The 26,254-nt window shown below is 60.6% G+C and carries 25 protein-coding genes; 14 read left to right on the top strand and 11 right to left on the bottom strand.

Translation table 11 applies throughout. The features are described 5' to 3' along the window. Position 1 precedes the first annotated feature (1 nt). On the bottom strand, positions 2-268 hold the full coding sequence (locus NA8A_RS21390) for a DUF4212 domain-containing protein (protein ID WP_009452501.1): 267 nt from the start codon (positions 266-268) through the stop codon (positions 2-4). A 179-nt stretch (positions 269-447) separates the two neighbouring features. On the opposite strand from NA8A_RS21390, the gene NA8A_RS21385 reads away from it, so the two are divergent. Then, positions 448-1,128: a hypothetical protein gene (locus NA8A_RS21385; protein WP_009452500.1), complete on the top strand. Its 681-nt coding sequence runs from the start codon at positions 448-450 to the stop codon at positions 1,126-1,128. 63 nt (positions 1,129-1,191) lie between these two features. Here the strand turns inward: NA8A_RS21385 and glnA are convergent, their stop codons facing one another. Next, positions 1,192-2,601 carry a type I glutamate--ammonia ligase gene (gene glnA, locus NA8A_RS21380; RefSeq protein ID WP_009452499.1) on the bottom strand — a complete coding sequence of 470 codons (1,410 nt, stop codon included), beginning with the start codon at positions 2,599-2,601 and terminating at the stop codon, positions 1,192-1,194. A 72-nt stretch (positions 2,602-2,673) separates the two neighbouring features. After that, entirely contained in the window at positions 2,674-3,012 is a 339-nt protein-coding gene (locus NA8A_RS21375) for a P-II family nitrogen regulator (RefSeq protein WP_009452498.1), read from the bottom strand. 285 nt (positions 3,013-3,297) lie between these two features. Between NA8A_RS21375 and NA8A_RS21370 the strand changes: the two genes are divergently transcribed. Continuing rightward, positions 3,298-4,797 (top strand): bifunctional ADP-dependent NAD(P)H-hydrate dehydratase/NAD(P)H-hydrate epimerase, encoded by a 1,500-nt coding sequence (locus NA8A_RS21370; protein WP_009452497.1) that lies wholly within the window; start codon positions 3,298-3,300, stop codon positions 4,795-4,797. A gap of 98 nt (positions 4,798-4,895) precedes the next feature. On the opposite strand, the gene NA8A_RS21365 is transcribed toward NA8A_RS21370, so the two are convergent. Both NA8A_RS21365 and uvrA read right to left on the bottom strand, forming a co-directional pair. Then, on the bottom strand, positions 4,896-5,693 hold the full coding sequence (locus tag NA8A_RS21365) for a DUF72 domain-containing protein (protein WP_009452496.1): 798 nt from the start codon (positions 5,691-5,693) through the stop codon (positions 4,896-4,898). A 4-nt stretch (positions 5,694-5,697) separates the two neighbouring features. Next, positions 5,698-8,622, bottom strand: coding sequence for an excinuclease ABC subunit UvrA (gene uvrA / locus NA8A_RS21360; protein ID WP_009452495.1), 2,925 nt, complete (start codon positions 8,620-8,622; stop codon positions 5,698-5,700). Positions 8,623-8,799: 177 nt separating this feature from the next. Here uvrA and NA8A_RS21355 point away from each other — a divergent pair, with 177 nt between their 5' ends. Both NA8A_RS21355 and NA8A_RS21350 read left to right on the top strand, forming a co-directional pair. Next, the gene (locus NA8A_RS21355) at positions 8,800-9,051 is read left to right on the top strand and encodes a hypothetical protein (protein WP_009452494.1); all 252 of its coding nucleotides are present in this window, start codon (positions 8,800-8,802) and stop codon (positions 9,049-9,051) included. A 542-nt stretch (positions 9,052-9,593) separates the two neighbouring features. Continuing rightward, the gene (locus NA8A_RS21350; protein ID WP_009452493.1) at positions 9,594-10,103 is read left to right on the top strand and encodes a single-stranded DNA-binding protein; all 510 of its coding nucleotides are present in this window, start codon (positions 9,594-9,596) and stop codon (positions 10,101-10,103) included. A 64-nt stretch (positions 10,104-10,167) separates the two neighbouring features. Here the strand turns inward: NA8A_RS21350 and NA8A_RS25380 are convergent, their stop codons facing one another. The 6 genes from NA8A_RS25380 to NA8A_RS21320 form a co-directional block, all read right to left on the bottom strand. Then, entirely contained in the window at positions 10,168-10,428 is a 261-nt protein-coding gene (locus NA8A_RS25380; protein ID WP_177203410.1) for a hypothetical protein, read from the bottom strand. 163 nt (positions 10,429-10,591) lie between these two features. Next, complete coding sequence (locus NA8A_RS21340) at positions 10,592-11,797, bottom strand: molybdopterin molybdotransferase MoeA (RefSeq protein ID WP_009452491.1); 1,206 nt, start codon at positions 11,795-11,797, stop codon at positions 10,592-10,594. Between the two features lie 2 nt (positions 11,798-11,799). Next, positions 11,800-12,294 carry a cyclic pyranopterin monophosphate synthase MoaC gene (moaC, locus tag NA8A_RS21335; protein ID WP_009452490.1) on the bottom strand — a complete coding sequence of 165 codons (495 nt, stop codon included), beginning with the start codon at positions 12,292-12,294 and terminating at the stop codon, positions 11,800-11,802. A 5-nt stretch (positions 12,295-12,299) separates the two neighbouring features. Next, positions 12,300-13,112 (bottom strand): indole-3-glycerol phosphate synthase TrpC, encoded by an 813-nt coding sequence (gene trpC, locus NA8A_RS21330; protein ID WP_009452489.1) that lies wholly within the window; start codon positions 13,110-13,112, stop codon positions 12,300-12,302. Continuing rightward, a complete protein-coding gene (gene trpD / locus NA8A_RS21325) occupies positions 13,105-14,130 on the bottom strand; it encodes an anthranilate phosphoribosyltransferase (RefSeq protein WP_009452488.1) in 1,026 nt (341 codons plus the stop codon). The genes trpC and trpD overlap by 8 nt, the downstream gene beginning before the upstream one ends. Before the next feature lie 9 nt (positions 14,131-14,139). Beyond that, positions 14,140-16,026: a SurA N-terminal domain-containing protein gene (locus tag NA8A_RS21320; protein ID WP_009452487.1), complete on the bottom strand. Its 1,887-nt coding sequence runs from the start codon at positions 16,024-16,026 to the stop codon at positions 14,140-14,142. Between the two features lie 184 nt (positions 16,027-16,210). Here NA8A_RS21320 and tpiA point away from each other — a divergent pair, with 184 nt between their 5' ends. From tpiA to NA8A_RS21270, 10 genes are all read left to right on the top strand, one after another. Beyond that, entirely contained in the window at positions 16,211-16,960 is a 750-nt protein-coding gene (gene tpiA, locus NA8A_RS21315; protein WP_009452486.1) for a triose-phosphate isomerase, read from the top strand. A gap of 185 nt (positions 16,961-17,145) precedes the next feature. Continuing rightward, the gene (gene secG / locus NA8A_RS21310) at positions 17,146-17,556 is read left to right on the top strand and encodes a preprotein translocase subunit SecG (protein ID WP_009452485.1); all 411 of its coding nucleotides are present in this window, start codon (positions 17,146-17,148) and stop codon (positions 17,554-17,556) included. A 152-nt stretch (positions 17,557-17,708) separates the two neighbouring features. Continuing rightward, on the top strand, positions 17,709-19,337 hold the full coding sequence (locus NA8A_RS21305; protein WP_009452484.1) for a CTP synthase: 1,629 nt from the start codon (positions 17,709-17,711) through the stop codon (positions 19,335-19,337). A gap of 153 nt (positions 19,338-19,490) precedes the next feature. After that, on the top strand, positions 19,491-20,417 hold the full coding sequence (locus NA8A_RS21300) for a VOC family protein (protein ID WP_143088139.1): 927 nt from the start codon (positions 19,491-19,493) through the stop codon (positions 20,415-20,417). Continuing rightward, positions 20,414-21,244, top strand: coding sequence for a 3-deoxy-8-phosphooctulonate synthase (gene kdsA / locus NA8A_RS21295; protein WP_009452482.1), 831 nt, complete (start codon positions 20,414-20,416; stop codon positions 21,242-21,244). Before NA8A_RS21300 ends, kdsA begins: the two co-directional genes overlap by 4 nt. A 124-nt stretch (positions 21,245-21,368) precedes the next feature. Beyond that, positions 21,369-22,643 carry a phosphopyruvate hydratase gene (gene eno / locus NA8A_RS21290; protein ID WP_009452481.1) on the top strand — a complete coding sequence of 425 codons (1,275 nt, stop codon included), beginning with the start codon at positions 21,369-21,371 and terminating at the stop codon, positions 22,641-22,643. Positions 22,644-22,729: 86 nt separating this feature from the next. Beyond that, on the top strand, positions 22,730-23,050 hold the full coding sequence (locus NA8A_RS21285) for an FtsB family cell division protein (protein ID WP_009452480.1): 321 nt from the start codon (positions 22,730-22,732) through the stop codon (positions 23,048-23,050). 207 nt (positions 23,051-23,257) lie between these two features. Beyond that, on the top strand, positions 23,258-24,328 hold the full coding sequence (gene pdhA, locus NA8A_RS21280; protein WP_009452479.1) for a pyruvate dehydrogenase (acetyl-transferring) E1 component subunit alpha: 1,071 nt from the start codon (positions 23,258-23,260) through the stop codon (positions 24,326-24,328). A 12-nt stretch (positions 24,329-24,340) separates the two neighbouring features. Beyond that, positions 24,341-25,744, top strand: coding sequence for a pyruvate dehydrogenase complex E1 component subunit beta (locus tag NA8A_RS21275; RefSeq protein WP_009452478.1), 1,404 nt, complete (start codon positions 24,341-24,343; stop codon positions 25,742-25,744). 13 nt (positions 25,745-25,757) lie between these two features. Continuing rightward, the coding region (locus NA8A_RS21270; RefSeq protein WP_009452477.1) for a biotin/lipoyl-containing protein at positions 25,758-26,254 on the top strand (497 nt) is incomplete at its 3' end.

Genomic DNA, 26,254 nt, shown 5'->3' with positions numbered 1-26,254 from the left:
CCTACTCTTCGCCGTAGCCGAACTCGTCGTCGATCGCGTCCTGGCGCCAGTTCTGCACCCAGATCATGACGACGAAAGCGATGAGCGAGCCTTGAGCGATCATGTAGTAACCCAGCGGAAAGCCGATGAACGTGAACTTGTTCAGGGGCCCGACCAGCCAGGGGATTACGAGCGAGAAGAACGCCCAGAGCACCAGAACGACGATGGTCAGGTTTCTGGTTTTCGCCCAATAGCGATCCTTCGCACTTTCTGCGTCATTTGCGGACATTGTGTCCTCCTCCCGATAAACCGTTAGCGACCAAAGTCGTTAACTGCCGCCATTGCAGTTCTTCCCAAACGGACTCACAATGGCATGTCTCAAGCATTGGGCAGTTCCCGGGCAAAGAAAATCGAGACATTGGTCGTAGTCTAAACACGGCGAAATCTTGGGCGGGGAGGAGGTTTTCCATGGGTGTCGAGTGGACGAGGAGCATGGCATTCCTGCGCGAGGCCGCAGGCCGCCTGCGTTTGCGCAGGGAGCGCGAATCCATCGAAACGGCCGATCAGCTTGCCGCTTTCGTGAGCACGCGCTCGGCCTTCGTCGCCCAGAAGAAGCTCTACGGCTATCTGAAGGCGCGAATGGGAACCCGTTACCCGTCGATGTTTGAGGATGATGTTTTCATCCAGTCGATCAATGTGGCGAAGCTGCATGTTTTTGCAGCCTGCCTTTCAGATATGGCCGTCCATACCGTGGCACGGGTAGGGCATACAGGCAGCCTCAGCAACGAGCAGGTGGCCTTGCTGGCCAGCCATTGTTTCGAATGGGGGATTGGAGACAATGAGGCCCATCTGCCGGACGAGGGAATGGCGCGGTCCTGGAGAGATGGCTTTGCCGCCCGGTTGAGGGATGTGCACTGGGAGAACCTGGCAGCCGGGGGCGATGCCTTCAGCGAAAGCCCGAAGGCACTGTTCCAGTGGGCGCCGATCGCAGAAAATCTCAAGCGCTACGATCAGGAAATCGTGGAGAACTCGATACGCTTCGCTTTCGGCGAGGTGGCCCGCGATTTTCGAGAGCGAGCAACACTGGGCGGCATCGCGACGGATTGGTGCCGCAGCAGGATGGACGCGGAGGCCCCCGCCCAATCCTGATGAAGTGTAATAAAAAAGCCCCGCCCGAAGGCGAGGCTTTTCGGTTCTTCGAACCGGACGGTCTTAGACCGAGTAGTACATGTCGAACTCGACCGGATGCGGCGTCATCTCGAAGCGCAGCACTTCAGCCATCTTCAGCTCGATATAGGCGTCGATCTGATCGTCGTCGAACACACCGCCGGCTTTCAGGAAGCCGCGATCCTTGTCGAGCGCCATCAGAGCTTCACGCAGCGATGCGCAGACGGTCGGAACCTTCTTCAGCTCCTTCGGCGGCAGGTCGTAGAGGTCCTTGTCCATGGCCTGGCCGGGATGGATCTTGTTCTTGATGCCGTCGACGCCGGCCATCAGCATGGCGGCAAAGGCGAGGTAGGGGTTGGCTGCCGGATCCGGGAAACGGACCTCGACGCGCTTTGCCTTCGGCGAAGAGCCGAACGGAATACGGCAGGAAGCCGAACGGTTGCGTGCCGAATAGGCGAGCAGAACCGGAGCCTCGAAGCCGGGCACCAGACGCTTGTAGGAGTTGGTGATCGGGTTGGTGAAGGCGTTCAGGGCCTTGGCATGCTTGATGATGCCGCCGATGTAGAACAGGCAGGTTTCGGAAAGGCCCGCATATTCATTGCCGGCGAAGGTCGGCTTGCCATCTTTCCAGATCGACTGGTGAACGTGCATGCCCGAGCCGTTGTCGCCGTAGATCGGCTTCGGCATGAAGGTTGCCGTCTTGCCATAGGCATTGGCGACCTGATGCACGACATATTTGTAAATCTGCATCTTGTCGGCATTGCGCAGCAGCGTGTCGAACTTCACGCCGAGCTCGTGCTGGGCGGCGCCCACCTCATGGTGATGCTTTTCGACCGTCACGCCCATCTCGGTAAGCACGGTCAGCATCTCGGAGCGCATGTCCTGGAGCGAATCGATCGGCGGAACCGGGAAATAGCCACCCTTGACGCGGGGACGGTGACCAAGGTTGCCGGTCTCATAGTCCGTGTCGTCGTTGGAGGGCAGTTCGGTCGAATCGAGCTTGAAGCCGGTGTTGTAGGGATCCGCCTTGTACTTCACATCATCGAACACGAAGAACTCGGCTTCGGGGCCGACGAAGATGGTGTCGCCGATGCCCTCGGACTTCACATAGGCTTCCGCCTTCTTGGCCGTGCCGCGCGGGTCGCGGTTATAGGCTTCGCCGGAAACCGGATCGAGAATGTCGCAGAAGATCGCCATGGTCGACTGGGCGAAGAACGGGTCGATATGGGCCGTCTCCGGCTCGGGCATCAGCACCATGTCGGACTCGTTGATGGCCTTCCAGCCGGCGATGGACGAACCGTCGAACATCACGCCGTCGGCGAACATGTCCTCGTCCACGGCCACGACATCCATGGTGACATGCTGCAGCTTGCCCTTCGGATCGGTGAAACGCAGATCGACGAACTTCACGTCGTTGTCCTTGATCTGCTTCATGATGTCTTGTGCTGTGGTCATAATCACTTTCCTGTTTGGGATGGTATTGACGCTGTGGCCCTTGCGAATGCCGGGGCCGGAAGTGGGAGGGGATCAGACGGCGTCCGCGCCGGTCTCACCGGTGCGGATGCGGATGACTTCCTCGACATTCGTTACAAAGATCTTGCCGTCGCCGATGCGGCCCGTCTGGGCAGCCTTGCGGATGGCTTCGATTGCGGCATCGACGGTTTCGTCGGGCAGAACCACTTCGATCTTCACCTTGGGTAGGAAATCGACGACATATTCAGCTCCGCGATAGAGCTCGGTGTGCCCTTTCTGGCGGCCGAAGCCCTTGGCCTCGATAACTGTGATGCCCTGAAGGCCGACCTCTTGAAGGGCTTCCTTCACTTCGTCGAGCTTGAAGGGTTTGATGATCGCTTCGACCTTTTTCATACCTGGGTGGTCTCCAATGGGTTCTCAGGAATGGCTTTGCCACGCCCCTCGTTGCTCCGCCTCGGTTAAAGCACAAAACATGCCAACTCACTCTTGGGGCTTGCATGAAGCGTGCCAAGCACTGCATTCTGCCGCAAAAGCCTCTGGAAGCGCAGCTTTTTCGGATCAGACGTCACCTTCAGGTTAGGCGGCGGGGCAAAACAACTATCGCTGCCAATGCTGTGGGGCTTGGAGTTGATTATAAAATATGCATTTCGCCTAAAAAAGCGGCAAAAGGCCACGGCAATGGAAATTCTTACATCCGCGGAAATGGGCAGAACGGATCGGAGGGCAATCGCGAAGGGCCCATATGACGGGTATGGGCTCATGCGCAATGCGGGAGCTTCCGTTGTTGATGAAATACTGGCGCGCTTTGCAGAAGTGCATGGTGTCGACGTCCTTTGCGGCCCGGGAAACAACGGGGGTGATGGCTATGTTGTGGCCCGGCTTCTCCACGAGCGTGGTCTCGATGTGAGAGTGTTCGCCAGCGCGCCGCCCCGGCAGGGCAGCGATGCAGCACTTGCCGCGCGCGACTGTTCCGTGAGGCCTGAGCCTCTGAGTGTCTTTCGCGCCACCCGTGAACGGCTGGTGGTGGATGCGCTTTTTGGTGCAGGCCTCTCCAAGGAGATTGGTGGGCCGGAAGCTGAGGCGATAGGCTCGACCCAGGCAGCGGGATGCCCGGTCGTTGCCGTCGATCTTCCGTCGGGCGTTTCAGGCGACAGCGGTGCCATTCTCGGAGCCGCATTTTCCGCCACTCTTACGGTGACCTTCTTTCGCGCCAAACCCGGCCATTTTCTATATCCGGGAAGGGAACGCTGCGGTGCCATCGTCGTTGCGGACATAGGCATCGCGCCGACCGTTATCGAGGGGGCGGGGATAAAGCTTTGGGAAAACGGCCCGCATGTGTGGCGCAGCGATTTTCCCTCGCCGTCCTCCCAGATGCATAAATATACGCGAGGCCATGTGGCCGTTTTCTCGGGAGGGGCAAGCGCAACCGGTGCGGCGCGGCTCTCAGCGCGTGCTGTCGCCCGGATCGGCGCAGGTGCCGTCACGATGCTCTCACCGTCGAGCGCTCTTCTGGTAAATGCCGCGCATCTGACATCCATCATGCTTCAGCGTGCCGATACGCTTGCGGATGTGGAGACTTTCGTTGCGAACCGCCGTCCGGCGGCGGCTTTGCTTGGGCCGGGCTTCGGTGTCGGAGAGACGGCCCGGCTTTTCGCCCTTTTTCTTCTTGGACGAAGAAAAGGCGATCTAAAGGGCGTGGTTCTGGATGCTGACGCCATCACCTCCTTTGCTGAAGAGCCGCGATCATTGTTAGAGCGCATGGTCGACGGTGAGATGCCCGAGCTCGTCCTGACACCGCACGCAGCGGAGTTCGAGCGCCTTTTCCCGGATATCGCCGCCGATCGCTCCCTGTCGAAAGTCGAGCGGGCCCGTGCGGCTGCATTGCAGGCGAGTGCCGTGGTTTTACTGAAGGGAGCGGATACGGTTGTCGCCGCACCCGACGGGCGCGCAGTGATCAACGCAAACGGCACGCCTTATCTCGCGACGGCGGGGTCGGGCGATGTCCTTGCCGGTATCATCGCCGGGCTGATCGCGCAGTCCATGCCGGTCTTCGAGGCCGCAGCCGCAGCCACCTGGCTGCATGCTGAGGCCGGGAGGCTATTCGGCCCCGGTCTGATTGCCGAGGATTTGCCGGAGCTTCTTCCTGAAGTGCTGTCTGGCTTGCTCGGAGCTTCGTAGCCATTCGGGTGCAATCAAATTCACTCGAATGGCTACGAAATGCAGCAGACCCAGGACCGCCCGCCTGAAGCCGCTGTGTGCGCAGAAAGACGGCGGAGCTAGACGCGTTTCATTAATGCCTGCGCTGCCTGCGGCGCCCGGATTTTTCCCTCGTGAATGAAGTAGACAAACACGTCGCGCGGAGTTTTCTGTGCTGTGAAGGCGGGGTCGGCGAGTGGCAAATCCTCCGGCTGGCCGCCCTCGGCCCAAAGCGAGGCGCACGCCGCCCATCGGTCCAATTCCGCCGGGGGATAGGCGGTGGGAATGTCATCCTCGCCGCGCTGCAGGCGGGCATAGACAAAATCGGCAGTGACGTCCGCCATTTCGGGATAGGTGAAATGGTGAGCATAGCAGATCGCCGCACCATATTTCCGCGCCAGCGCCGGAAACTCAGGCGTCAGGAATGTGTCGTGCCGAACCTCGAGCACATGCCTTAGTGCAATGCCGTCCTGCGTTGCCGGCAGGAGTTGAAGAAAGCCTTCGAAATCGTCCGGCTCGAATTTCTTCGTCGGCGCGAACTGCCAGACGAGAGGTCCCAGCTTGCCGCCCAATTCTGCGATGCCGGAATTCAGAAATTTTGAAAGAGATTCAGAGGCTTCGGAAAGAATCTTGCGGTTTGTGACGAAGCGGTTCCCCTTGAGCGCGAAGATGAACCCATCAGGGGCTTCGGATGCCCATTTGGCGTAGACCGCAGGCTTCTGGCTGCCGTAATAGGTGCCGTTCACTTCGATCGTCGGAAGCTGACGGCTGGCATATTCGAGCTGCCGCTTCTTGGGCAGGTCGTCAGGATAGAAAGTTCCTTCCCATGGCGCAAACGTCCAGCCGCCGATACCGGCGCGAATGGTTCCTTTTGTCATGCAATCACTCCGCTGCCTGGGCTTTGCCGGCGGGGCGGCGTTCCAGGAGTTCCTTGAGGAACTTGCCCGTATAGCTGCGCGGCTCCGCCATGATATCGTCTATGGAACCGGAAGCCACAAGCTCGCCACCACCATCGCCACCCTCCGGGCCGAGGTCGAGTATCCAGTCGGCGGTCTTGATGACTTCCAGATTATGCTCGATCACAGCGACGGTATTTCCTTGGTCGACAAGCTCATGCAAAACTTCAAGAAGCTTTGCTACATCATGGAAATGCAAGCCTGTTGTCGGTTCATCCAGAATATACAAGGTCCGACCCGTCGCGCGTTTCGAGAGCTCCTTTGCTAGCTTGATGCGCTGGGCCTCGCCACCCGAAAGCGTCGTGGCCTGCTGGCCGATATGGATATAGCCGAGACCGACCCGTGCCAGGGTTTGCAGCTTGTCACGCACGGCCGGCACGGCGGCGAAGAATTCCACACCTTCCTCGACTGTCATTTCCAGAACATCGGCGATGGATTTGCCCTTGAAGGTGACTTCCAGCGTCTCGCGATTATAGCGTTTGCCATGGCACACATCGCAGGTGACGTAGACGTCCGGCAGGAAGTGCATCTCGATCTTGATGACGCCGTCGCCCTGGCAGGCCTCGCAGCGCCCGCCCTTCACGTTGAAGGAGAAGCGGCCCGGCTGATAGCCGCGCGCCTTGGCCTCCGGCAGACCGGCAAACCAGTCGCGGATCGGCGTGAAGGCGCCCGTATAGGTGGCAGGGTTGGAGCGAGGCGTACGGCCGATAGGCGACTGATCGATATCGATCACCTTGTCGAGATGCTCGAGCCCCTCGATCCGGTCATGTTCTGCCGGGTGTTCGCGCGATCCCATGATGCGGCGCGAAGCAGCCTTGAACAGCGTTTCGATGAGTAAGGTCGATTTGCCGCCGCCTGAAACGCCGGTGACGCAGGCGAAGGTGCCGAGCGGAATATCCGCCGTCACATTCTTCAGATTGTTGCCACGCGCACCCACAATGCGGACGCGCCGCTTCTTGGAAATCGCCCGGCGCTCCTGTGGCATGGGAATAGCGAGTGCGCCGGTCAGATATTTACCGGTGATGGAATTGGGATTGGCCATGATGTCGCGCGGCGTGCCTTCCGCGATGACCCTTCCTCCGTGGACGCCGGCTGCCGGGCCGATATCGACCACATAGTCGGCGGTCAGGATGGCGTCCTCATCGTGCTCGACCACGATCACCGTATTGCCGAGATCGCGCAGATGCCGCAGCGTGGCGAGAAGGCGGTCATTGTCGCGCTGATGCAGGCCGATCGATGGCTCATCGAGCACATAGAGGACGCCCGTCAGACCTGATCCGATTTGCGAGGCCAGCCGGATGCGCTGGCTCTCGCCCCCCGACAACGTGCCCGAATTGCGCGACAGCGTCAGATAGTCGAGACCGACATCGTTGAGGAAGGTCAGGCGCTCGCGGATTTCCTTGAGAATGCGCGTGGCGATTTCGTTCTGCTTTTCGTTCAGCCGTTGGGGAAGTCCCTCGAACCAGCTGCCGGCATGGCGGATCGACATCTGCGTGATCTCGCCGATATGCTGCCCGTCGATCTTGACGGCCAGGGCTTCCGGCTTGAGGCGATGCCCGCCGCAGGCCGGGCAGGGATGGGCTGACATGTAGCGCTCGATTTCCTCGCGCATCCAGGCGGAGTCCGTCTCCTTCCAGCGCCGCTGCAGGTTCACCACCACCCCCTCGAAGGGCTTTGTGGTGCGATAGCTGCGTAGGCCGTCATTATAGTCGAAGGCGATCTTGTTATCGCCCGTTCCGTTCAGGATCGCATCCTTGGCATCGGCCGAAAGATCGCGCCAGCGGTCGCCCACCTTGAAACCGAATTCGCGCCCGAGCGCCTCCAGCGTCTGGAGATAATAGGGCGATGTCGACTTGGCCCACGGGGCAATTGCGCCCTCGCGCAGCACAACGCTTTCGTCGGGCACAACAAGCATGGGGTCTATGGCGCGCTGGCTGCCGAGGCCGTCGCAGGCGGGGCAGGCGCCGGCCGGGTTGTTGAAGGAGAAGAGGCGCGGCTCTATCTCGGGAATGGTGAAGCCGGAAACGGGGCAGGCGAATTTCTCCGAAAAGACGATCCGCTCATGGGTCTCGTTCTTCGACTTGTTGGCACCGCCGCCCTTCGCTGTCTCGTCGTCGGCAAGCGGCTTATCGGCGAATTCTGCAACCGCAAGCCCGTCGGCGAGCTGAAGGCAGGTCTCGAGCGAATCGGCCAGTCGCGTCGCGAGGTCAGGGCGCACCACAACACGATCCACCACCACGTCGATGTCGTGCTTGTATTTCTTGTCGAGCGCGGGAACGTCGGCGATCTCATAGAAGGTGCCGTCCACCTTCACGCGCTGGAAACCCTTTTTCTGCAGTTCGGCGAGTTCCTTGCGGTATTCGCCCTTTCTACCGCGCACGATGGGCGCGAGAATATAAAGCCGCGTGCCTTCGTCGAGAAGCATGACGCGGTCAACCATCTGGCTGACAGTCTGGCTTTCGATGGGCAGGCCCGTGGCTGGCGAATAGGGCACGCCGACACGCGCAAACAGGAGGCGCATATAGTCGTAGATTTCCGTCACAGTGCCGACGGTGGAGCGGGGATTGCGTGAGGTTGTCTTCTGTTCGATGGAAATGGCCGGCGATAGTCCGTCGATCTGGTCGACATCCGGCTTCTGCATCATTTCCAGGAACTGACGGGCATAGGCCGACAGGCTTTCGACATAGCGTCTTTGGCCTTCGGCATAGATCGTGTCGAAGGCAAGCGACGACTTGCCTGAACCCGAAAGCCCGGTCATGACGATCAGGCTCTCGCGCGGAAGGTCGAGATCCACATTCTTCAGATTGTGCTCGCGCGCACCGCGAATGGAAATGAACTTGTGTTCGGGCATGCCCCGTCGCTGCCTTCTAAAAATGATGGACCAGCCGAAACAGGCCGACCGTGCTTCATGTAGGAAACGCAGCGCGAATGTCGATGGCCACGGAAGGACCGCGCCGCGCGGCCACGTCTCGCCGCAAGGAGCGTTTTCCCGTTTTTTTACCCGCAGAGCAAGCAAAAAGAACAAAAAATGAACAATCTCCTGACAATGATTGCCTGCGCTGTCCCGAAAAATCGTTTTGCCTTGAAGGCGGGCGATCAAGGCGGGGTGATCCGATCACGTTTTGCAACGGCGGCCTTTGGTGCCTTGACCCTGCGCAGCGGCGGGAGCAGACTGACTCGGTCAGCGTTCAAAGAGCGTCAGGACCGTTCTGATCGGGTGCCGGTGGGCACATTCGAATGGCAGGGCGCAGATACTGGCGCTGAATGGAGCAAAGACTGAAACGACAGAAGGAGGGAGGCATGACTCCACCGGACCGATCGTTCAGGCTCCGCGAGTCGAGCGGAGCCACAGCCGGCTGACTCTCGCGATATTCAGGAAGAGGCTTTTGACGATACGGACCCGTTCGGGTTGCGTCGTCCAGGCGTTTGAACTGATGTTCAAAAGGGTCTGAAGATGCGCGCCAAAGGTAAGCATCGACTGATGGGCAGGACAAAGCTCTGGACCGGCTGCCTAATCCAACAAATCAACTGATTGATGCGGTGCAATCCGCGACCGCAATAGTATGCCGGTAATCGATCCCGGCATGGAGGATCAGAAGATCCGCAGCCCCGCGCGCTTCGAAGGAAAGCGGCGGGGCTATCTGTATCTGGACGGGAAAGGCCCAATCACGTCCTGCTTGACACCGTCAGCGAGGAATGGGAACATAAAAAGAACAAAATTGATTTGTGGACGATACCGCATGCGTATGCGCATGACCGCGCATGCGTGGTCTCGTTGCGATAAGGTGCGCGACACAGTTCGGACAAGCGTGGAGAAGCGTCATGGCGGGTAGCGTCAACAAGGTCATTCTGGTGGGAAATCTGGGCGCTGACCCGGAAATCCGCCGGCTCAACTCCGGTGATCCGGTGGTCAATCTGCGCATTGCCACCTCCGAGACTTGGCGCGACCGCCAGTCGGGCGAGCGCCGCGAACGCACCGAATGGCACAATGTGGTCATCTTCAACGACAATCTCGCCAAGGTTGCCGAGCAATATCTGAAGAAGGGTGCCAAGGTTTATCTGGAGGGGCAGCTCCAGACACGCAAATGGACCGATCAGAACGGTCAGGACCGCTACACCACTGAAATCGTTCTGCAGAAATTCCGCGGCGAGTTGCAAATGCTGGACGCACGCGGGCAGGGCGGTGACGCCCAGGTCGGCTATGGCGGCGGGCAGGGCAATTACGGCGGTGGCGGTAGCCGTGGGTCCGATTTCGGCCAGTCAGGTCCGGCGGAAAGCTCCGGCGGCGGTGGCGGCTATTCGCAGAACCTGGACGATGAGATTCCGTTCTGATGCAGCGACGTGGTGACGGCCGTTCCAATGCGGATTGCAGGCGCGGCCGTCTCCGTTTTGCCTTTCAGCTTGCCATCTCCGGCGCGCTTCTTGCTGCGGCATCGGCTGTTTTCGTTTCTGTGCCTTCACCTGTTGTGGCGCAAGAAAGCTGGCCGGAGAAAAAGTGCAGGCTTTTCAGCGAATTCAAGGCAGACATCCTCGCCCAGCTGGGCATAAAGGGAATGAGCGAGGCCTTTTTGAAGGCGCAGGATGATTTCATCACCGGCGGATGCCGGACGCGCATTCCCATTTGCCCTGTGACTGCCGAGGAAATAGAGTTTTCCAATCTGCTCTCGTTGCAGATGATGAATGCTGGCGCGACGGGCTCTTTCCTTCCATTTTCATGTGTTGTGCCGCCAGATGGAAACAGCTGACGCCCGCATGAAGTCTGAAAGCGGAAGATAAGGCACCCTTTCCAACACATGAAGGATGCTTTGCGCCGATGAGGATCACCCCAGCATGAGAACGCGGCAACGGGCGCCGGCTTCGGCTGCCGGAGCCTCTGGCTCGCGGACGATCAGCGCATTTGCTGCCGCGAGCGTCGTCAGCATGGATGAGTCCTGCACCGGGAACGGAGTCGCGATCAGGCCTTCCGGGCCCGCAGCGACCGAAGCGCGAATATAGTCGCGCCGTTCGTCGTTTTCCTTGAGCGGGGCGGACAGGACCGCGCTGCGCAGGTCGGGCGTGAAGCTGCGCCGCCCGAGCCGCGCCACCAGCGGCCGCAGGAAAAGATGCGCGCAAACGAGGCTCGATACGGGATTGCCGGGAAGGCCCAGCACGCGCATCTCGCCGAGGCGACCAAACATGAGAGGTTTTCCGGGACGCATGGCGATCTTCCAGAAGCCCATGGAGAGCCCGGCATCGAGCAGTGCCTGGCGCACGAGATCGCGCGCGCCAACCGAGGCTCCGCCGAGCGTCACCAGGACCTGCGCGCCCGCATGATGCGCCCTTTTAACTGCCGTGGTGATGGCAGCGGTATCGTCACGAACGATGCCCAGATCCAGGATGCGCGCGCCTTCGGCCTTTGCGAGCGCGCCGATGGCAAAGCCGTTGGAGGCGACAATCTGATCTGGCCCGCATGGTTCTCCCGGTAGAACGAGTTCATCGCCGGTTGCAAGAATTGCGACCAGCGGACGCTCCGTGACAGGAAGGCGGGTATGACCGGCGGCAGCAGCGAGCCCAATGGCAGGCGGTCCCATCAGGCGCCCTTCGTCGAGAAGGGCATCGCCTTCGTTGAAATCGAGGCCGGCGCGCCGGATGTGCCGCCCCTTTTCCACCGCCTGTACCGCCTCGACCTGTCCGTTGGGCAGGGTGCGCGCGTTTTCCTGGATGAGAATTGTGTCGGCGCCTTCGGGAACCGGCGCTCCGGTGAAGATGCGAACGGCCTGTCCTGCGCCGAGCGATCCGTCGAAACGCCTTCCCGCGACCGATTCACCGATCAGCGAAAGTGTTGCGGGCAGGGACGCCACATCTTGCGCGCGCACTGCAAAGCCGTCCATGGCAGAAGCATTGAATGGGGGTTGCGTGCGTTGCGCCTTGATCTGCTCGGCCAGTATCCGCCCGTCCGCCTCATTGATCCGCACCATTTCGGCCGGTAAGGGCTTTACGCCTTCGAGAATACGTTCCAGCGCTTCATCGACCGGCAAAAGCGGCATGTTCAACTCCCTTCGGCGCGCGACCAGGTGCCGGACTTTCCACCGGTCTTTTCAAGCAGTTTGATACCCGTGAGCGTCATGTCCTTGTCGAGCGCCTTCGCCATGTCGTAGATCGTCAGGCAGGCAACGGAAACCGCTGTCAGGGCCTCCATTTCAACGCCCGTTTGCCCGCTGACACGCACCGTGGCGCGCACCGTCAATCCGGGGAGACTCTCGTCGGGTTCGATCTCGATGGCCACCTTGGACAGCATCAGTGGATGGCAGAGCGGAATGAGCTCATGCGTCTTCTTCGCGGCCATGATGCCTGCGATGCGGGCAGTGGCGAGTACATCGCCCTTTTTCGAATTGCCTGAGAGAATAGCGGCAAGCGTTTCCGCCCGCATCAGGACGGCCCCCTCGGCAACGGCTTGGCGCGTAGTTTCTGCCTTCTCGCCGACGTCGACCATATGGGCTTCGCCGGAGGCCGAAAGATGTGTCAGCCGGTCACCGCCGCTCATTGGCTTCAGCCCGCCGCTTCGGCCAGATCGAGGCCAAGCAGGCTGCGCGTTGCCGCCGTGACATCATCCTGCCGCATGAGGCTTTCCCCGACGAGGAAGGTCATCATGCCGGCGCGCGAAAGGCGGCGGCAGTCCTCATTGGTGAAGATGCCGCTCTCGCCCACGACGATCCGCCCTTCGGGAACCCGCGGGGCGAGACGCTCGCTGGTTTCGAGCGTGGTTTCGAACGTACGCAGATCGCGATTGTTGATACCGATCAGCGGCGAGCTCAATTCAAGCGCGCGCTCCAGCTCTTCCTCGTCATGCACTTCGATCAGCGCATCCATTCCAAGGTCGAGTGCCGTCTCTTCGAGTGCCTTGGCCTCGGCATCGCTGACAGAGGCCATGATGATCAGGATCGCATCCGCACCCCAGGCCCGCGCCTCATAGACCTGATATGGTTCGAACATGAAGTCCTTGCGCAGGAGAGGCAGCGAACAGGCCGTTCGCGCCATGCCGAGAAATTCCGGCGCTCCCTGGAAGGAGGGGGTGTCGGTGAGTACCGAAAGACAGGCAGCCCCGCCATCCTCATAGGCGCGCGCCAGCGCCGGTGGATCGAAATCGTGACGGATCAGGCCACGCGAAGGGCTTGCCTTCTTGATCTCGGCGATCAGCGCGAAGCGCCCGGTCGCTTTCTTGTCGCGCAATGCTAGGGCAAAGCCGCGCGGTGGATCGATATCGCGCGCCATGGCAACCAGTTCGTTCAGGGGAAGGGCGCTCTTGGCCGCTTCGATTTCCTGTCTCTTGTAGGCTTCGATCTTGCGCAGAATGTCAGCCATTGCCACTCACCCGGTTTGATACTTCGACAAGACGTTCGAGCGCGGCCTCTGCCTGGCCCCGGTCGATGGATTCGCCGGCGAGCCGGATGCCGTCCTTGAGCGTTTTAGTCCGCCCCGCCACGACAAGGGCGGCGCCCGCATTGAGAATGGCGATGTCGCGATAGGGAGTCTGCGCGCCGCGCAGGACGGCGCGCAAGGCATCGGCATTGTGCGCCGCATCGCCGCCCTTCAGATCTGCCATCGTGACCCGCTTGAGCCCCACATCCTCGGGCGTCACCTCGAAATGATGGATTTCGCCGTCTTCGAGCGCGGCCACCTGCGTGGTGCCCGCTGTGGTCATCTCGTCGAGACCCGCGCCATGCACGACCCAGACAGACTCGGCGCCCAGTTCCTTCAGAACCTTGGCAAGCGGCGTGACCCATTCCGGTGCGAAAACACCGACAAGCTGCCTGCGCACACCGGCCGGATTGGACAGCGGGCCGAGCAGGTTGAAGATGGTGCGGGTGCCAAGTTCCACGCGTGAGGGCCCCACATGGCGCATGGCGGAATGATGCGCCGGCGCAAACATGAAACCGAGCCCGGCTTCCGCAATGCAGGTGGAAATACCCTTCGGGCCAAGCTCGATATTGACGCCCAGCGCCGCAAGCGTATCGGCCGCTCCGGAACGGGAAGAGAGCGCCCTGTTTCCGTGCTTTGCGACAGGAACGCCGGCACCGGCAACGATGAATGCCGCACAGGTGGACACATTGTAGGAACCGGACGCATCGCCTCCCGTACCGACGATATCGATGGCTTCTTCAGGAGCCTCCACCGTCAGCATCTTGTCGCGCATGGTGGCGACGGCGCCGCAGATTTCGTCCACAGTCTCGCCGCGTACACGCAGCGCCATGAGAAAACCGCCGATCTGGCTGGGCGTGGCTTCGCCCGACATCACGATGCCGAAGGCTTCGCGAGCTTCCTCGAAAGTGAGCGGGCTTCCAGCCGCGACCTTGGCGATATAACTCTTGAAATCACTCATCGTTCAGGCTCAGAAGCTCAGGGCTTCCTGCATGGCCGTCCGGTTTACCGTAACCGGATATTTGCCGCGCAGGCGTTCCACCATCTGGTCGAGAAGGTCGTCGGAAAGGGCGGATTGCAGGGAATTGCGCTCGTTTTCGGGAACGCTTTCAGGGCCTGCGCTTGCCGGTTCGAAGACCTCGGTGACCTTGAACAAAATCTGGCCGTCATCAGCCGGATTGGCGAAGATGCCAGTGCCTTCACGTGGCACCGAAAACACGGTCGCAACGCCTGCCTGTCCGAGATCGGCATCGTTGGCGTTTCGCTTCAGACCGCGTTTGATCTGTTTTTCCTGACCGATTTCGGAGGCAATCTCGTCGAGGGACTTGCCGTCCTTGAGCTGCTGCGAATAGTCCGAAGCCTGCTTGGCGAGACGTTCAGCCGTTTCAGCTTTCGTCCAGTCGGCAACGACGCGCTCGCGCACTTCATCGAGCGTGCGCTCACGCTCGGGCGTGATGCCTTCGACCTCATAGAAGACGAAACCGCTGCCTCCAAGCGCAAGAGGAGCGTTCTCGACATCTGTATCGCTATCGAAGACGGCGCGCAAAAGCTCTGCCGACTGAGGCAGGTCTGCGACGACGTTTCCGTCGGGGCGCTGGGCATTGCGGTCCACCGCGTCGATGGTGCGCACCGTCAATTTGAGGCGTTCGGCGGCTTCGGCCATTGATGAACCGCCCGCCCGCGCATCTTCATAGGAATCGTGCACATCGAGCAGAACCCGGCTTGCCTCGTCGAGAGCGAGATCCTTGCGGATTTCATCGCTGACCTCGGCCAGCGGTTGCACCACTTCCGGTTCGATTGCCGACACATGGACGATGATCGGGCCGAAGGCGCCATCGATAACCTGGCTGAACTGGCCTTCCTGGAGGCTGAAGGCGGCATCGGCCACCTTGCTGTCGGGAATTTCTTCCTTGCCGAGGGTGCCGAGCGCGATGTCTGCCTCGGACTTGCCTGCGGAAGAAGCCACATCGATGAAGCTCTTGCCGTCGAGCAGATCCTTGAGAGCTGCATCCGCAGCTTCCCGGGACGGGAACACGATCTGTTCTACCGTGCGCTTCTCCGGCGCCGTGTAGCGGTTCTTCGAGGCTTCATAGGCCTTGGCGACGTCTTCGTCGGTCACAGCTGCCGGATCGGCGATATCGTCCGGCTCAAGCTTCACATAGCTGAATTTGCGATATTCGGGCGCGGCATAGTCGGCCTTGCGTTGATCGAACCAGCTTTGCAGCACGGACGCCTCGGGCGCCTCGACAGGTTCCACGAGGGAACGCGGTACCGTGACATACTCAATGGTGCGGTCCTCGCCACGATAAAGGGCGATGTTCTTCAAAAGCTCATCGGGCACGGAAATGCCGTCGGTGGCCGCTTCCACGATTTGCTGACGGATGGCCACCTGTTCGCGGTTCTGGAGATAATCCTGCGGCCGCATGCCGATCTGGCGCAGGACGAAATCAAACTGCTGCCGGTCGAACCTGCCGTCTGGTCCGCGGAATGCGGGATCCTCGGCGGTAAGTTGCGCGAGCTTGTCGCTTGAAAGACCGAGTCCCAGGTGACGCGCCTCCTCATCGAGCAGGACGCCGGCGGCAAGCTGTTGCAGCACCTGTTCATCGAGACCGAAGGCCACGGCCTGCTCGCGCGTGATCCGTGTTCCGAACTGCTGCGACAAGGCATTGATCTGCCGGTCATAGGCAAGCCGGAAATCCAGCATGGAAACTGAAGCCTCGCCCGCCGAGAGCACCTTGCGGGAGGGATCGTTGAGCAATTGGCCGGAAATGCCCCAGATGGCGAAACTCACGACGAGCAAGCCAAGAAGCAGCTTGGCGATCCACGTGGAGGCGGCATTTCTGAGACTGTCGAGCATGTCGGTTCCGGATTCTGGATGCGGGTTAACGACGCCAAGCGTCAACAATGCGCAATAACGCCCCAGACGCCCAGTGTCGATAGCGGACTGTCGATTGCAGCATGAAGGAAGAGGCGTCGGATTGCTTTGTGTCGGTTTTTTGATAGGGAGGGAACAGGTTACAATCAGATAAGGAAAGCGCCGCATGACGCCCGGTATCCGCCCTCTCATCGCCGGCAATTGGAAAATGAACGGCACGGCCGCCTCGCTTGGCGAGTTGAAGGCCATGTCGGAAGGCTCTTTCGGCCAGGTTGAGGCGCTGGTCTGTCTGCCCGCCACGCTCATTTCCCGGGCAGTGGATGCAATTGGCGATGCGGCCCTCAGGATAGGCGGAGAGGATTGCCACAACGCGGTTTCCGGCGCGCATACGGGGGACATTTCCGCCGAAATGCTGGCCGATGCGGGCGCAACCCATGTGATCGTGGGCCATTCGGAGCGCCGTACGGATCATGGCGAAAGCGACGCGGGTGTTGCCGCCAAGGCTGAAGCGGCATGGCGCGCCGGCCTCGTCGCCATCATCTGTATCGGCGAGACCAAGGCCGAGCGCCAGGCCGGCGAAACGCTCGCCGTCCTGTCCCGCCAGATCGCAGGGTCCGTGCCGAAGGAAGCACTGGCTGCAAATACGGTGATTGCATACGAACCCGTCTGGGCCATCGGTACCGGCCTGACCCCGACAATTGATGATGTCGCCGAAGCCCATGCCCATATCCGCCGCGAGCTGGGCCTTCTTCTGGGAGGGGAGGCGGGCAAGATGCGCATTCTTTACGGTGGATCGGTCAAGCCTTCAAACGCGACGGAACTCCTGAATGTCGAGCATGTGGACGGCGCTCTGGTCGGCGGCGCGAGTCTGAAGGCTGTGGATTTTCTGGGTATCATTGCCGCTTGCCCCGTCTGAGGCGCAGCTGCCACATCCAGAAGCGTTCAGCCGCGCGGGGCCTTGCACCGCCAGCTGCGCTCCCTATGTCTTGCTTCATCTGCGGTGTCGGTCTTGCAAAAAACCGTTAAAGCCGTGTAAGGAGCCGCAACCGCGCAGCAACCGCAGTGACGCGGGCGCTTTGATCCGGAAGGCCGGAAGGAAACATGCAGACCGTCATCATCGTCATTCATCTGATCGTCGTGGTCGCGCTGGTGGGCGTGGTCCTTATGCAGCGCTCCGAAGGGGGCGGCCTTGGCATCGGCGGTGGATCCGGCTTCATGTCTGCGCGCGGCGCGGCAAACGCCCTCACGCGAACCACGGCCATTCTCGCAGCGGCTTTCTTCGCAACATCGCTGGCGCTGTCCCTGATTGCCCGCTATGGCGCGAGCCCGACCGACATTCTCGACCGCATCCCGGCTGGCAGCCAGCAGACCGAAGGCTCCGGCGGCGTTCTCGACCAGTTGGGCGGCAGCGGCGCTTCGTCGAACACGGCTCCGGCGACCGATGGCGCTACGGCCCCCGAGGCTCCGGCGCCTGCCGGCAACGCCGAAGATCAGGTCCCGACCGGGCAGTAATTTCGTTCACCGCTCAGGCGGTTTGAGGCCGCGCCTCGGCGCGGCCTTCGGCTGTTTGCGCGGAACTTCTCCACTGTGGGACGCAAAAATATTTGTGTCTCATTATTTTTTTGCTGGCGGAATCGCCGGCGTGCCGGTAAGCGATGAGTCCCATGGCGCGATATGTATTCATAACCGGCGGCGTGGTTTCTTCCCTCGGAAAAGGCATTGCTGCAGCAGCACTTGGTGCGTTGCTTCAAGCTCGCGGGTACCGCGTTCGCATCCGGAAACTCGATCCCTACCTGAATGTCGATCCCGGCACGATGTCGCCTTACCAGCACGGTGAGGTTTTCGTTACGGATGACGGGGCGGAGACCGATCTCGACCTGGGCCACTACGAGCGTTTCACCGGGCGTTCGGCCAACAAGCAGGACAACATCACCACCGGCCGCATCTACCAGAACATTCTGGAGAAGGAGCGCCGCGGCGACTATCTGGGCGCCACCGTTCAGGTGATCCCGCATGTCACCGACGAGATCAAACAGTTCGTGCTCGAGGGCAACGAGGACTATGATTTCGTTTTGTGCGAGATCGGCGGCACGGTGGGCGACATCGAGGCGATGCCGTTCCTTGAGGCGATTCGCCAGCTGGGCAACGAATTGCCGCGCGGCAATGCCGTTTATGTTCACCTGACCCTGATGCCGTGGATTCCGGCAGCCGGCGAATTGAAGACCAAGCCGACGCAGCATTCCGTCAAGGAATTGCGCTCCATCGGCATCGCGCCCGATATTCTGCTGGTACGTGCCGACCGCCCGATCCCGGCGGAAGAGCGCCGCAAGCTCTCGCTGTTCTGTAATGTGCGTGAATCCGCCGTCATCCAGGCGCTCGATGTCGCGCACATCTATGACGTTCCGACGGCCTATCACAATGAAGGGCTCGATTCGGAAGTGCTTGCTGCCTTCGGCATCGATCCGGCGCCCAAGCCGCGCATGGAGCGCTGGCAGGAAGTGGCGGACCGCATTCACAATCCCGAAGGCGAGGTCACCATCGCCGTCGTCGGCAAATACACCGGCCTCAAGGATGCCTATAAGTCGCTCATCGAGGCGCTGTCCCATGGCGGCATGGCAAACAGGGTCCGGGTGAAGCTCGAATGGATCGAATCGGAAATCTTCGAGAAGGAAGATCCTGCTCCCTGGCTGGAGAAGGTTCACGGGATTCTGGTGCCGGGCGGTTTTGGCGAGCGCGGCTCGGAAGGCAAGATCCTTGCAGCGAAATTCGCCCGCGAACGCAAGGTGCCGTATTTCGGCATCTGCTTCGGAATGCAGATGGCCTGTATCGAGGCGGCGCGGTCCCTTGCCGGCATCGAGAAGGCCTCTTCGACCGAATTCGGCCCCACGAAGGAGCCCGTGGTCGGGCTGATGACCGAATGGCTCAAGGGCAATATGCTCGAAAAGCGCACGGCAAGCGGCGATCTGGGCGGAACGATGCGCCTTGGCGCCTATGCCGCAAAGCTGACGCCGGGCACGAAGATCGCGGAAATCTATGGTTCTGAAGATATTTCCGAGCGCCATCGTCACCGCTACGAGGTGAATATCGGCTACCGCGAAAAGCTCGAATCCTGCGGTCTGGTTTTTGCCGGCCTGTCGCCTGACGGCGTTCTGCCGGAGACGGTCGAATATCCCGATCATCCGTGGTTCATCGGCGTTCAGTACCACCCGGAACTGAAGAGCAGACCCTTCGAGCCGCACCCGCTGTTTGCATCCTTCATCAATGCAGCGGTGGAACAATGCCGCCTCGTGTGACGGTTTTCCGGGGCCTTGTTCCCCGGAAAATCGGAGACTGATCCTGCTGGCTGTGGCGTTTCATGTTCCGGCATGTCCGCCGAACCTGTGCCACGGCCTTGCAATACGCCCCGTCATCGTGCACATGCGTAGCGTCGTGGGTGGGTGCCGTCCATGACGGTTCGAGCATTTTGCAGCCGGGTGCCGATGGCGCGTACTCTCGATCATTGTGTTCTTCCTACAGGGAGCCTGGCCACGGCACGTGAGCGGCTTCTGGCGCTCGGCTTCATCGTCGCCCCTGATGCAGCGCATCCGTTTGGAACGGGCAATTGCTGTGTGTTCTTCCAAAACGGCTCCTATCTCGAACCGCTTTCGGTGATCGATCCTGCTGCGGCTTCTCTCGCAGCGGAAGAAGGCAATGTCTTCGTTGCCCGGGACGCTGCATTTCGGGCCGCGCTGGGCGATGAGGGCTTTTCGGCGGTTGTTCTGGGAACGCACGATGCCGAAGCAGATCATGAGCGTTTCGTCGCTATGGGTGCGAGCGGCGGTCAGCCTCTTGAGTTCTCGCGCCCGTTTCGCAACGCCGACGGCACGGAAGCAATGGCGTCGTTTCGCCTTGCCTTTGCCACGCCGGAACCGGCAGCTCCGTGCTTCTTCTTCACCTGCCAGCGTGTAAACGCCCTGAAGGTCGATCGCGCCGCACTGGAGGCGCATGCAAACGGCGTCACCGGCATTCGCCGCATTGTCATGCTGGCATCTGCGCCAGAACGGCATATTGCATTTCTGCAGCATTTTTCCGGTCAATCGGCGCAACGATCGGAACACGGGGTTGATGTCAGGCTCGCCAATGCCGATTTGTCGGCTCAGACGCCGGATGCATTTGAAGCGACCTATGGTGTCGTGCCGCAGGCGGCGCATATCGGGCTGAACGGCACCGGCCTGGCCCATGTCGCGATCGTGTTTGAAGTGCCGACGCTGGGTGTTTTGCGCGACCTCCTTGCAACAAGCCAGGCAGGCTTTTTCGAGCGCATGGGTCGCATCGTCGTGCCGACTGCTGCAGGGCAGGGGGCATTGTTCATATTCGAGGAGATTTCCGCATGAAGCCCAATCCGCGCGTAACCGTTGGCAAGGCCGTTTTTGGCAATGATGCTCCCTTGTCGCTCATTGCCGGTCCGTGTCAGCTGGAATCGCGCGATCACGCCTTTGATATGGCCGGCGCGCTGAAGGAGCTGACGGAAAAGCTTGGCATCGGTTTCGTCTACAAGACCAGCTTCGACAAGGCCAATCGCACCTCTCTGGGTGGGCGGCGGGGCGCCGGGCTTGACGCGGCGCTTCCAATCTTCGCCGACCTGCGCAAGGAGCTCGGGGTGACGATCCTGACGGACGTGCACACCGAAGAGCAGTGCCGCCTCGTTGCGCCTGCCGTCGACGTGCTCCAGATACCGGCTTTTCTTTGCCGGCAGACCGATCTTCTGATCGCGGCCGCAGCAACGGGCAAGCCCGTGAACGTTAAGAAAGGCCAGTTTCTGGCCCCCTGGGATATGAAGAATGTGATCGCCAAGGTTACGGATTCAGGCAATCCCGATGTGCTGGTCACCGAACGGGGAACCTCCTTCGGCTACAACACGCTCGTTTCCGACATGCGCGGTCTGCCGCAGATGGCTGATATGGGCGCACCTGTGATCTTCGATGCAACGCACTCGGTCCAGCAGCCAGGCGGACAGGGCGGCTCGACAGGCGGTGAGCGCAGGTTCGTCGAGACCCTGGCGCGGGCGGCGGTTGCAGTCGGCGTTGCCGGCGTTTTCATCGAGACCCATGAAGACCCGGATAATGCACCCTCCGATGGACCGAATATGGTGCCGTTGAAGGATCTGCCGTCATTGCTGGAACGCCTGATGGCTTTTGACAGGATTGCAAAGGCGTTCTGAGAAAGCCTGCAACCGGGGAAGATCTGCGACCCGGCAAGTTCTACGACATTGAGTTTTCACGCGACTGCGTTAAGACAGGCGCGGATATTTCCACAGCCAACACTACAGATCAGAGAGAGCGAAAATGACTGCCATTATCGACATCGTCGGACGCGAAATTCTCGACAGCCGCGGCAATCCCACCGTCGAGGTCGATGTGGTTCTTGAAGACGGGTCGATGGGGCGTGCCGCCGTGCCTTCCGGTGCCTCCACCGGCGCTCACGAAGCGGTGGAACTGCGCGACGGCGGCGAACGCTATCTCGGCAAGGGTGTCGAGCAGGCGGTCGATGCCGTGAACGGCGAAATCTTCGAAGCGCTGAGCGGCCTTGAGGCTGAAAACCAGATCCAGATCGACAATGCGATGATCGCTCTCGACGGCACGCCGAACAAGAACCGCCTCGGCGCCAATGCGATCCTCGGCGTTTCGCTCGCTGTTGCGAAGGCAGCCGCCGAATCCACTGGCCTGCCGCTCTACCGTTATGTGGGCGGTGCATCCTCCCACCTGCTCCCCGTTCCGATGATGAACATCGTCAATGGCGGCGCTCACGCCGACAATCCGATCGATTTCCAGGAATTCATGGTCATGCCGGTCGGCGCGCAATCCCTGCGCGAGGCCGTGCGCTGGGGATCTGAAATCTTCCACACGTTGAAGGCGGGGCTGAAGGCTGCCGGCCACAACACCAATGTCGGCGACGAGGGCGGTTTCGCCCCCAATCTCAAGAGCGCGGAAGCTGCTCTGGATTTCGTTCTCGCCTCCATCGAGAAGGCTGGTTACAAGCCGGGCGAAGATGTTGCAATCGCCCTCGATTGCGCCGCAACCGAGTTCTTCAAGGATGGCAAATACGTCTATGAAGGCGAAGGTCAGACCCGTGACGGAAAGGCCCAGGCCGAATATCTGGCCAAGCTGGTGGCAAATTACCCGATCATTTCCATCGAAGACGGCATGTCCGAGGATGATTTCGAAGGCTGGAAGATCCTGACCGATCTCGTGGGCTCCAAGGCGCAGCTTGTCGGCGACGATCTTTTCGTGACCAACTCCGCCCGCCTGAAGGATGGCATCAAGATGGGGATCGCCAATTCGATCCTCGTCAAGGTGAACCAGATCGGTACGTTGACCGAGACGCTGGATGCCGTGGAGACTGCGCACAAGGCCGGTTACACCGCCGTCATGTCGCACCGTTCGGGTGAGACTGAGGATTCCACAATCGCCGATCTCGCCGTCGCCACCAACTGCGGGCAGATCAAGACCGGTTCCCTTGCCCGCTCGGATCGCACCTCCAAATACAACCAGCTCATCCGCATCGAGGAAGAGCTCGGCCTGCAGGCCCGCTATGCCGGCCGGGGCATTTTGCTCGGATAATTTGCCGGATCATTTTCATTCCGGCCTGGGCTCAATAACGGCCCATTAAGCAATATGTGGTCACATGCGGGAGAAGGGTTTTCCGCATGTGGACACGTCATCACAAACGCCGCAACACTGGCCGTCTGATCGTACCGGCGATCACGGGGCTTTTCCTCGCCTATTTCGGCTTCCATGCTTATCACGGCGAATACGGCATTTACTCGAAGTACCAGCTTGACGCCCGCATCGCGGAGGAGCAGTCTCGACTGGACAAGCTCGTTGCAGCCCGCGCGAAGCTCGAGGGGCGGATCGCTCTGCTTCAGGATGGAACGCTTGAGAAGGACATGCTCGACGAGCAGGCCCGCCGGTCGTTGAATCTCGCCCGTGAAAACGAGGTCGTCATCCTCCTCGATAAGAACGATTGAATTAAGCGAAATCCACTTAATTCATCATATATCCAAAAAATACAGCGTGTTAGCTGCATGGCAGCCATGCGTATTTTGGATGGCCCATTCCTGTCTCCCATGCTAGTTTCCAAGAATAAGCGGGAAGTGACGGGAGGGGGCCGTGCAAATTTTGCCGGCGTCTCCCGTTGAATGAATTCCCCGACATGTCAGCTAGGGAGTTGAGGCATGGCGCGCGCCGCAAGCAAGACCAATGCGACCAAGTCACGCCCGGCGAGAAAATCGCCGGCAGGAGGCGCGCAGGCGCCCAAGAACCCGCCAAAGGCTCCGCCACCGGCGGATTTCAAGAAGGACGATGACCTTTCCGCCTATCGCGAGATGCTTCTGATCCGCCGTTTCGAGGAAAAGGCCGGGCAGCTTTACGGCATGGGCCTGATCGGCGGTTTCTGCCACCTCTATATCGGGCAGGAAGCGGTGGTCGTCGGCATGCAGATGGCCATCAAGGAAGGCGATCAGGTCATCACCGGCTATCGCGATCACGGCCATATGCTGGCCGCGGGCATGAAAGCCCGTGGCGTCATGGCGGAGCTGACGGGGCGCAGGAACGGCTATTCCAAGGGGAAGGGCGGTTCCATGCACATGTTCTCCAAGGAAAAGAATTTTTACGGCGGTCACGGCATCGTGGGCGCGCAGGTTTCTCTCGGGACCGGCCTCGCGTTCGCCAACCGTTATCGTGAGAACGACAGCGTGTCGCTGACCTATTTCGGCGACGGTGCGGCCAATCAGGGCCAGGTCTATGAAAGCTTCAACATGGCCTCGCTGTGGAAGCTGCCGGTGGTCTACATCATCGAGAACAACCGTTACGCCATGGGCACGGCCGTGACGCGCTCCTCTGCAGAGACGGATTTCTCCCATCGCGGTTTGTCGTTCAAAATTCCGGGCATCCAGGTGGATGGCATGGATGTGCGCGCGGTCAAGGCGGCCGGCGATCTGGCGGTTGAGTGGTGCCGCTCCGGCAAGGGGCCGATTATCCTCGAAATGCAGACCTACCGCTATCGCGGTCATTCCATGTCCGATCCGGCGAAATATCGCTCGAAGGATGAAGTGCAGAAGATGCGCTCCGAGCACGACCCGATCGAGCAGGTGAAACAGCGCCTTCTGGCCAATGGCTGGGCCGACGAGGATGCTTTGAAGGCGATCGACAAGGAGGTGCGCGACATCGTCGGCGATTCGGCTGACTTCGCGCAGTCGGATCCGGAGCCGGATGTCTCTGAACTTTATACCGATATTCTGCTCTGAGGGAGGGCCGACATGCCGATTGAAATTCTCATGCCCGCGCTCTCGCCGACCATGGAAGAGGGCAATCTCGCCAAATGGGTCAAGAAAGAAGGCGACAGTGTCGCGCCCGGCGATGTGATCGCCGAAATCGAGACGGACAAGGCCACGATGGAAGTGGAAGCCGTCGATGAAGGCACCATCGGAAAGATCCTTGTTCAGGAAGGGTCAGAAGGCGTGAAGGTGAATACGCCGATTGCGGTACTTCTTGCCGACGGCGAGAGTGTCGCCGATCTCGACAAGGCGGCAGCACCCGCACCCGCCAAACTCGAGGAAGAGAAGGTTGAAGAGCCTGCCGCGCAGGAGCCGAAACCGGCAAAGGCCGAGGGCGGCACGGTTCCCGCAGCGCCGAAGCTCGAAGTCGCGTCCGATCCCGACATTCCGTCAGGCACTGAAATGGTGCCGACCACGGTACGCGAGGCATTGCGCGACGCGATGGCCGAGGAAATGCGCTCCGACGAAAGCGTTTTCGTGATGGGCGAGGAAGTCGCCGAATATCAGGGCGCCTACAAGATCACGCAGGGCCTCCTGCAGGAATTCGGCGCCAAGCGCGTCGTCGACACACCCATCACCGAGCATGGTTTTGCAGGTGTCGGTGTCGGCGCTGCCTTTGCCGGTCTGAAGCCCATCGTCGAGTTCATGACCTTCAACTTCGCCATGCAGGCGATTGACCAGATCGTAAATTCCGCCGCCAAGACGCTCTATATGGCGGGTGGCCAGATGGGGGCGCCGATTGTCTTCCGCGGCCCGAATGGAGCGGCGGCGCGTGTCGCGGCGCAGCACTCGCAGTGCTATGCCGCATGGTATGGCCATATCCCCGGACTGAAGGTCGTGATGCCCTACACTGCGGCGGATGCGAAAGGCCTCCTGAAGGCCGCGATCCGCGATCCGAACCCGGTGATCTTCCTTGAGAACGAAATCCTCTACGGCCAGACCTTCGATGTGCCCAAGCTCGATGATTTCGTGCTGCCCATCGGCAAGGCCCGCATCCACAAGCAAGGCACTGACGCCACCATCGTTTCTTTCGGCATCGGCATGACCTATGCGGTCAAGGCTGCGGAAGAACTTGCCGGCGAGGGGATCGATGTTGAGGTGATCGACCTGCGCACCATCCGTCCGATGGACCTGGAGACGGTCATTGAATCGGTCAGGAAGACCAATCGCCTCGTGACCGTGGAAGAAGGGTTTCCCCAGTCGTCGGTCGGGTCGCACATTGCCAGCCAGGTCATGCAGCGCGCCTTCGATTATCTTGATGCGCCGATCATCACCGTCGCGGGCAAGGATGTACCCATGCCCTATGCTGCCAACCTGGAAAAGCTCGCGCTGCCGAGCGTTCCCGAAGTGGTCGAGGCGGTGAAAGCCGTCTGTTACCGGAACTGAGCGGGAGGACGTCATGTCGATCAAAATCACCATGCCCGCGCTTTCCCCGACCATGGAGGAGGGCAATCTTTCGAAATGGCTGGTCAAGGAAGGCGATAGTGTCTCTCCGGGCGACGTGATCGCCGAGATCGAGACCGATAAGGCCACGATGGAAGTGGAAGCTGTGGACGAAGGCACCGTCGCCAGGCTCGTGGTGCCGGCCGGCACCGAGGGTGTGAAGGTGAATGCGGTGATCGCGCTCCTGGCCGAGGATGGCGAAGATGTTGCCGAAGCCGCCAAGGGCGACACCGGAGGCGGCGCTTCCCCATCTTCCCAGCCGAAGGAGGAGAAAGCTCCGGTTGCACAGGCCGAACCGGCGCCGAAGCCTGCTGAAAAGCCGTCTTCTGCTGAAGTCGGCACTTCTGCCGCTGCGCCGGCCAGCATTCCGGCCAGTGTTTCGGCCAGTGTTTCGGCCAGTGCTCCGATAAGTGACGGTTCGCGCGTCTTTGCCTCTCCGCTTGCGCGTCGCCT

It is taken from the genome of Nitratireductor indicus C115 (assembly GCF_000300515.1).
GTDB classification, from domain to species: domain Bacteria; phylum Pseudomonadota; class Alphaproteobacteria; order Rhizobiales; family Rhizobiaceae; genus Nitratireductor; species Nitratireductor indicus.
This window is presented reverse-complemented; position numbering and strand designations above follow the sequence as displayed.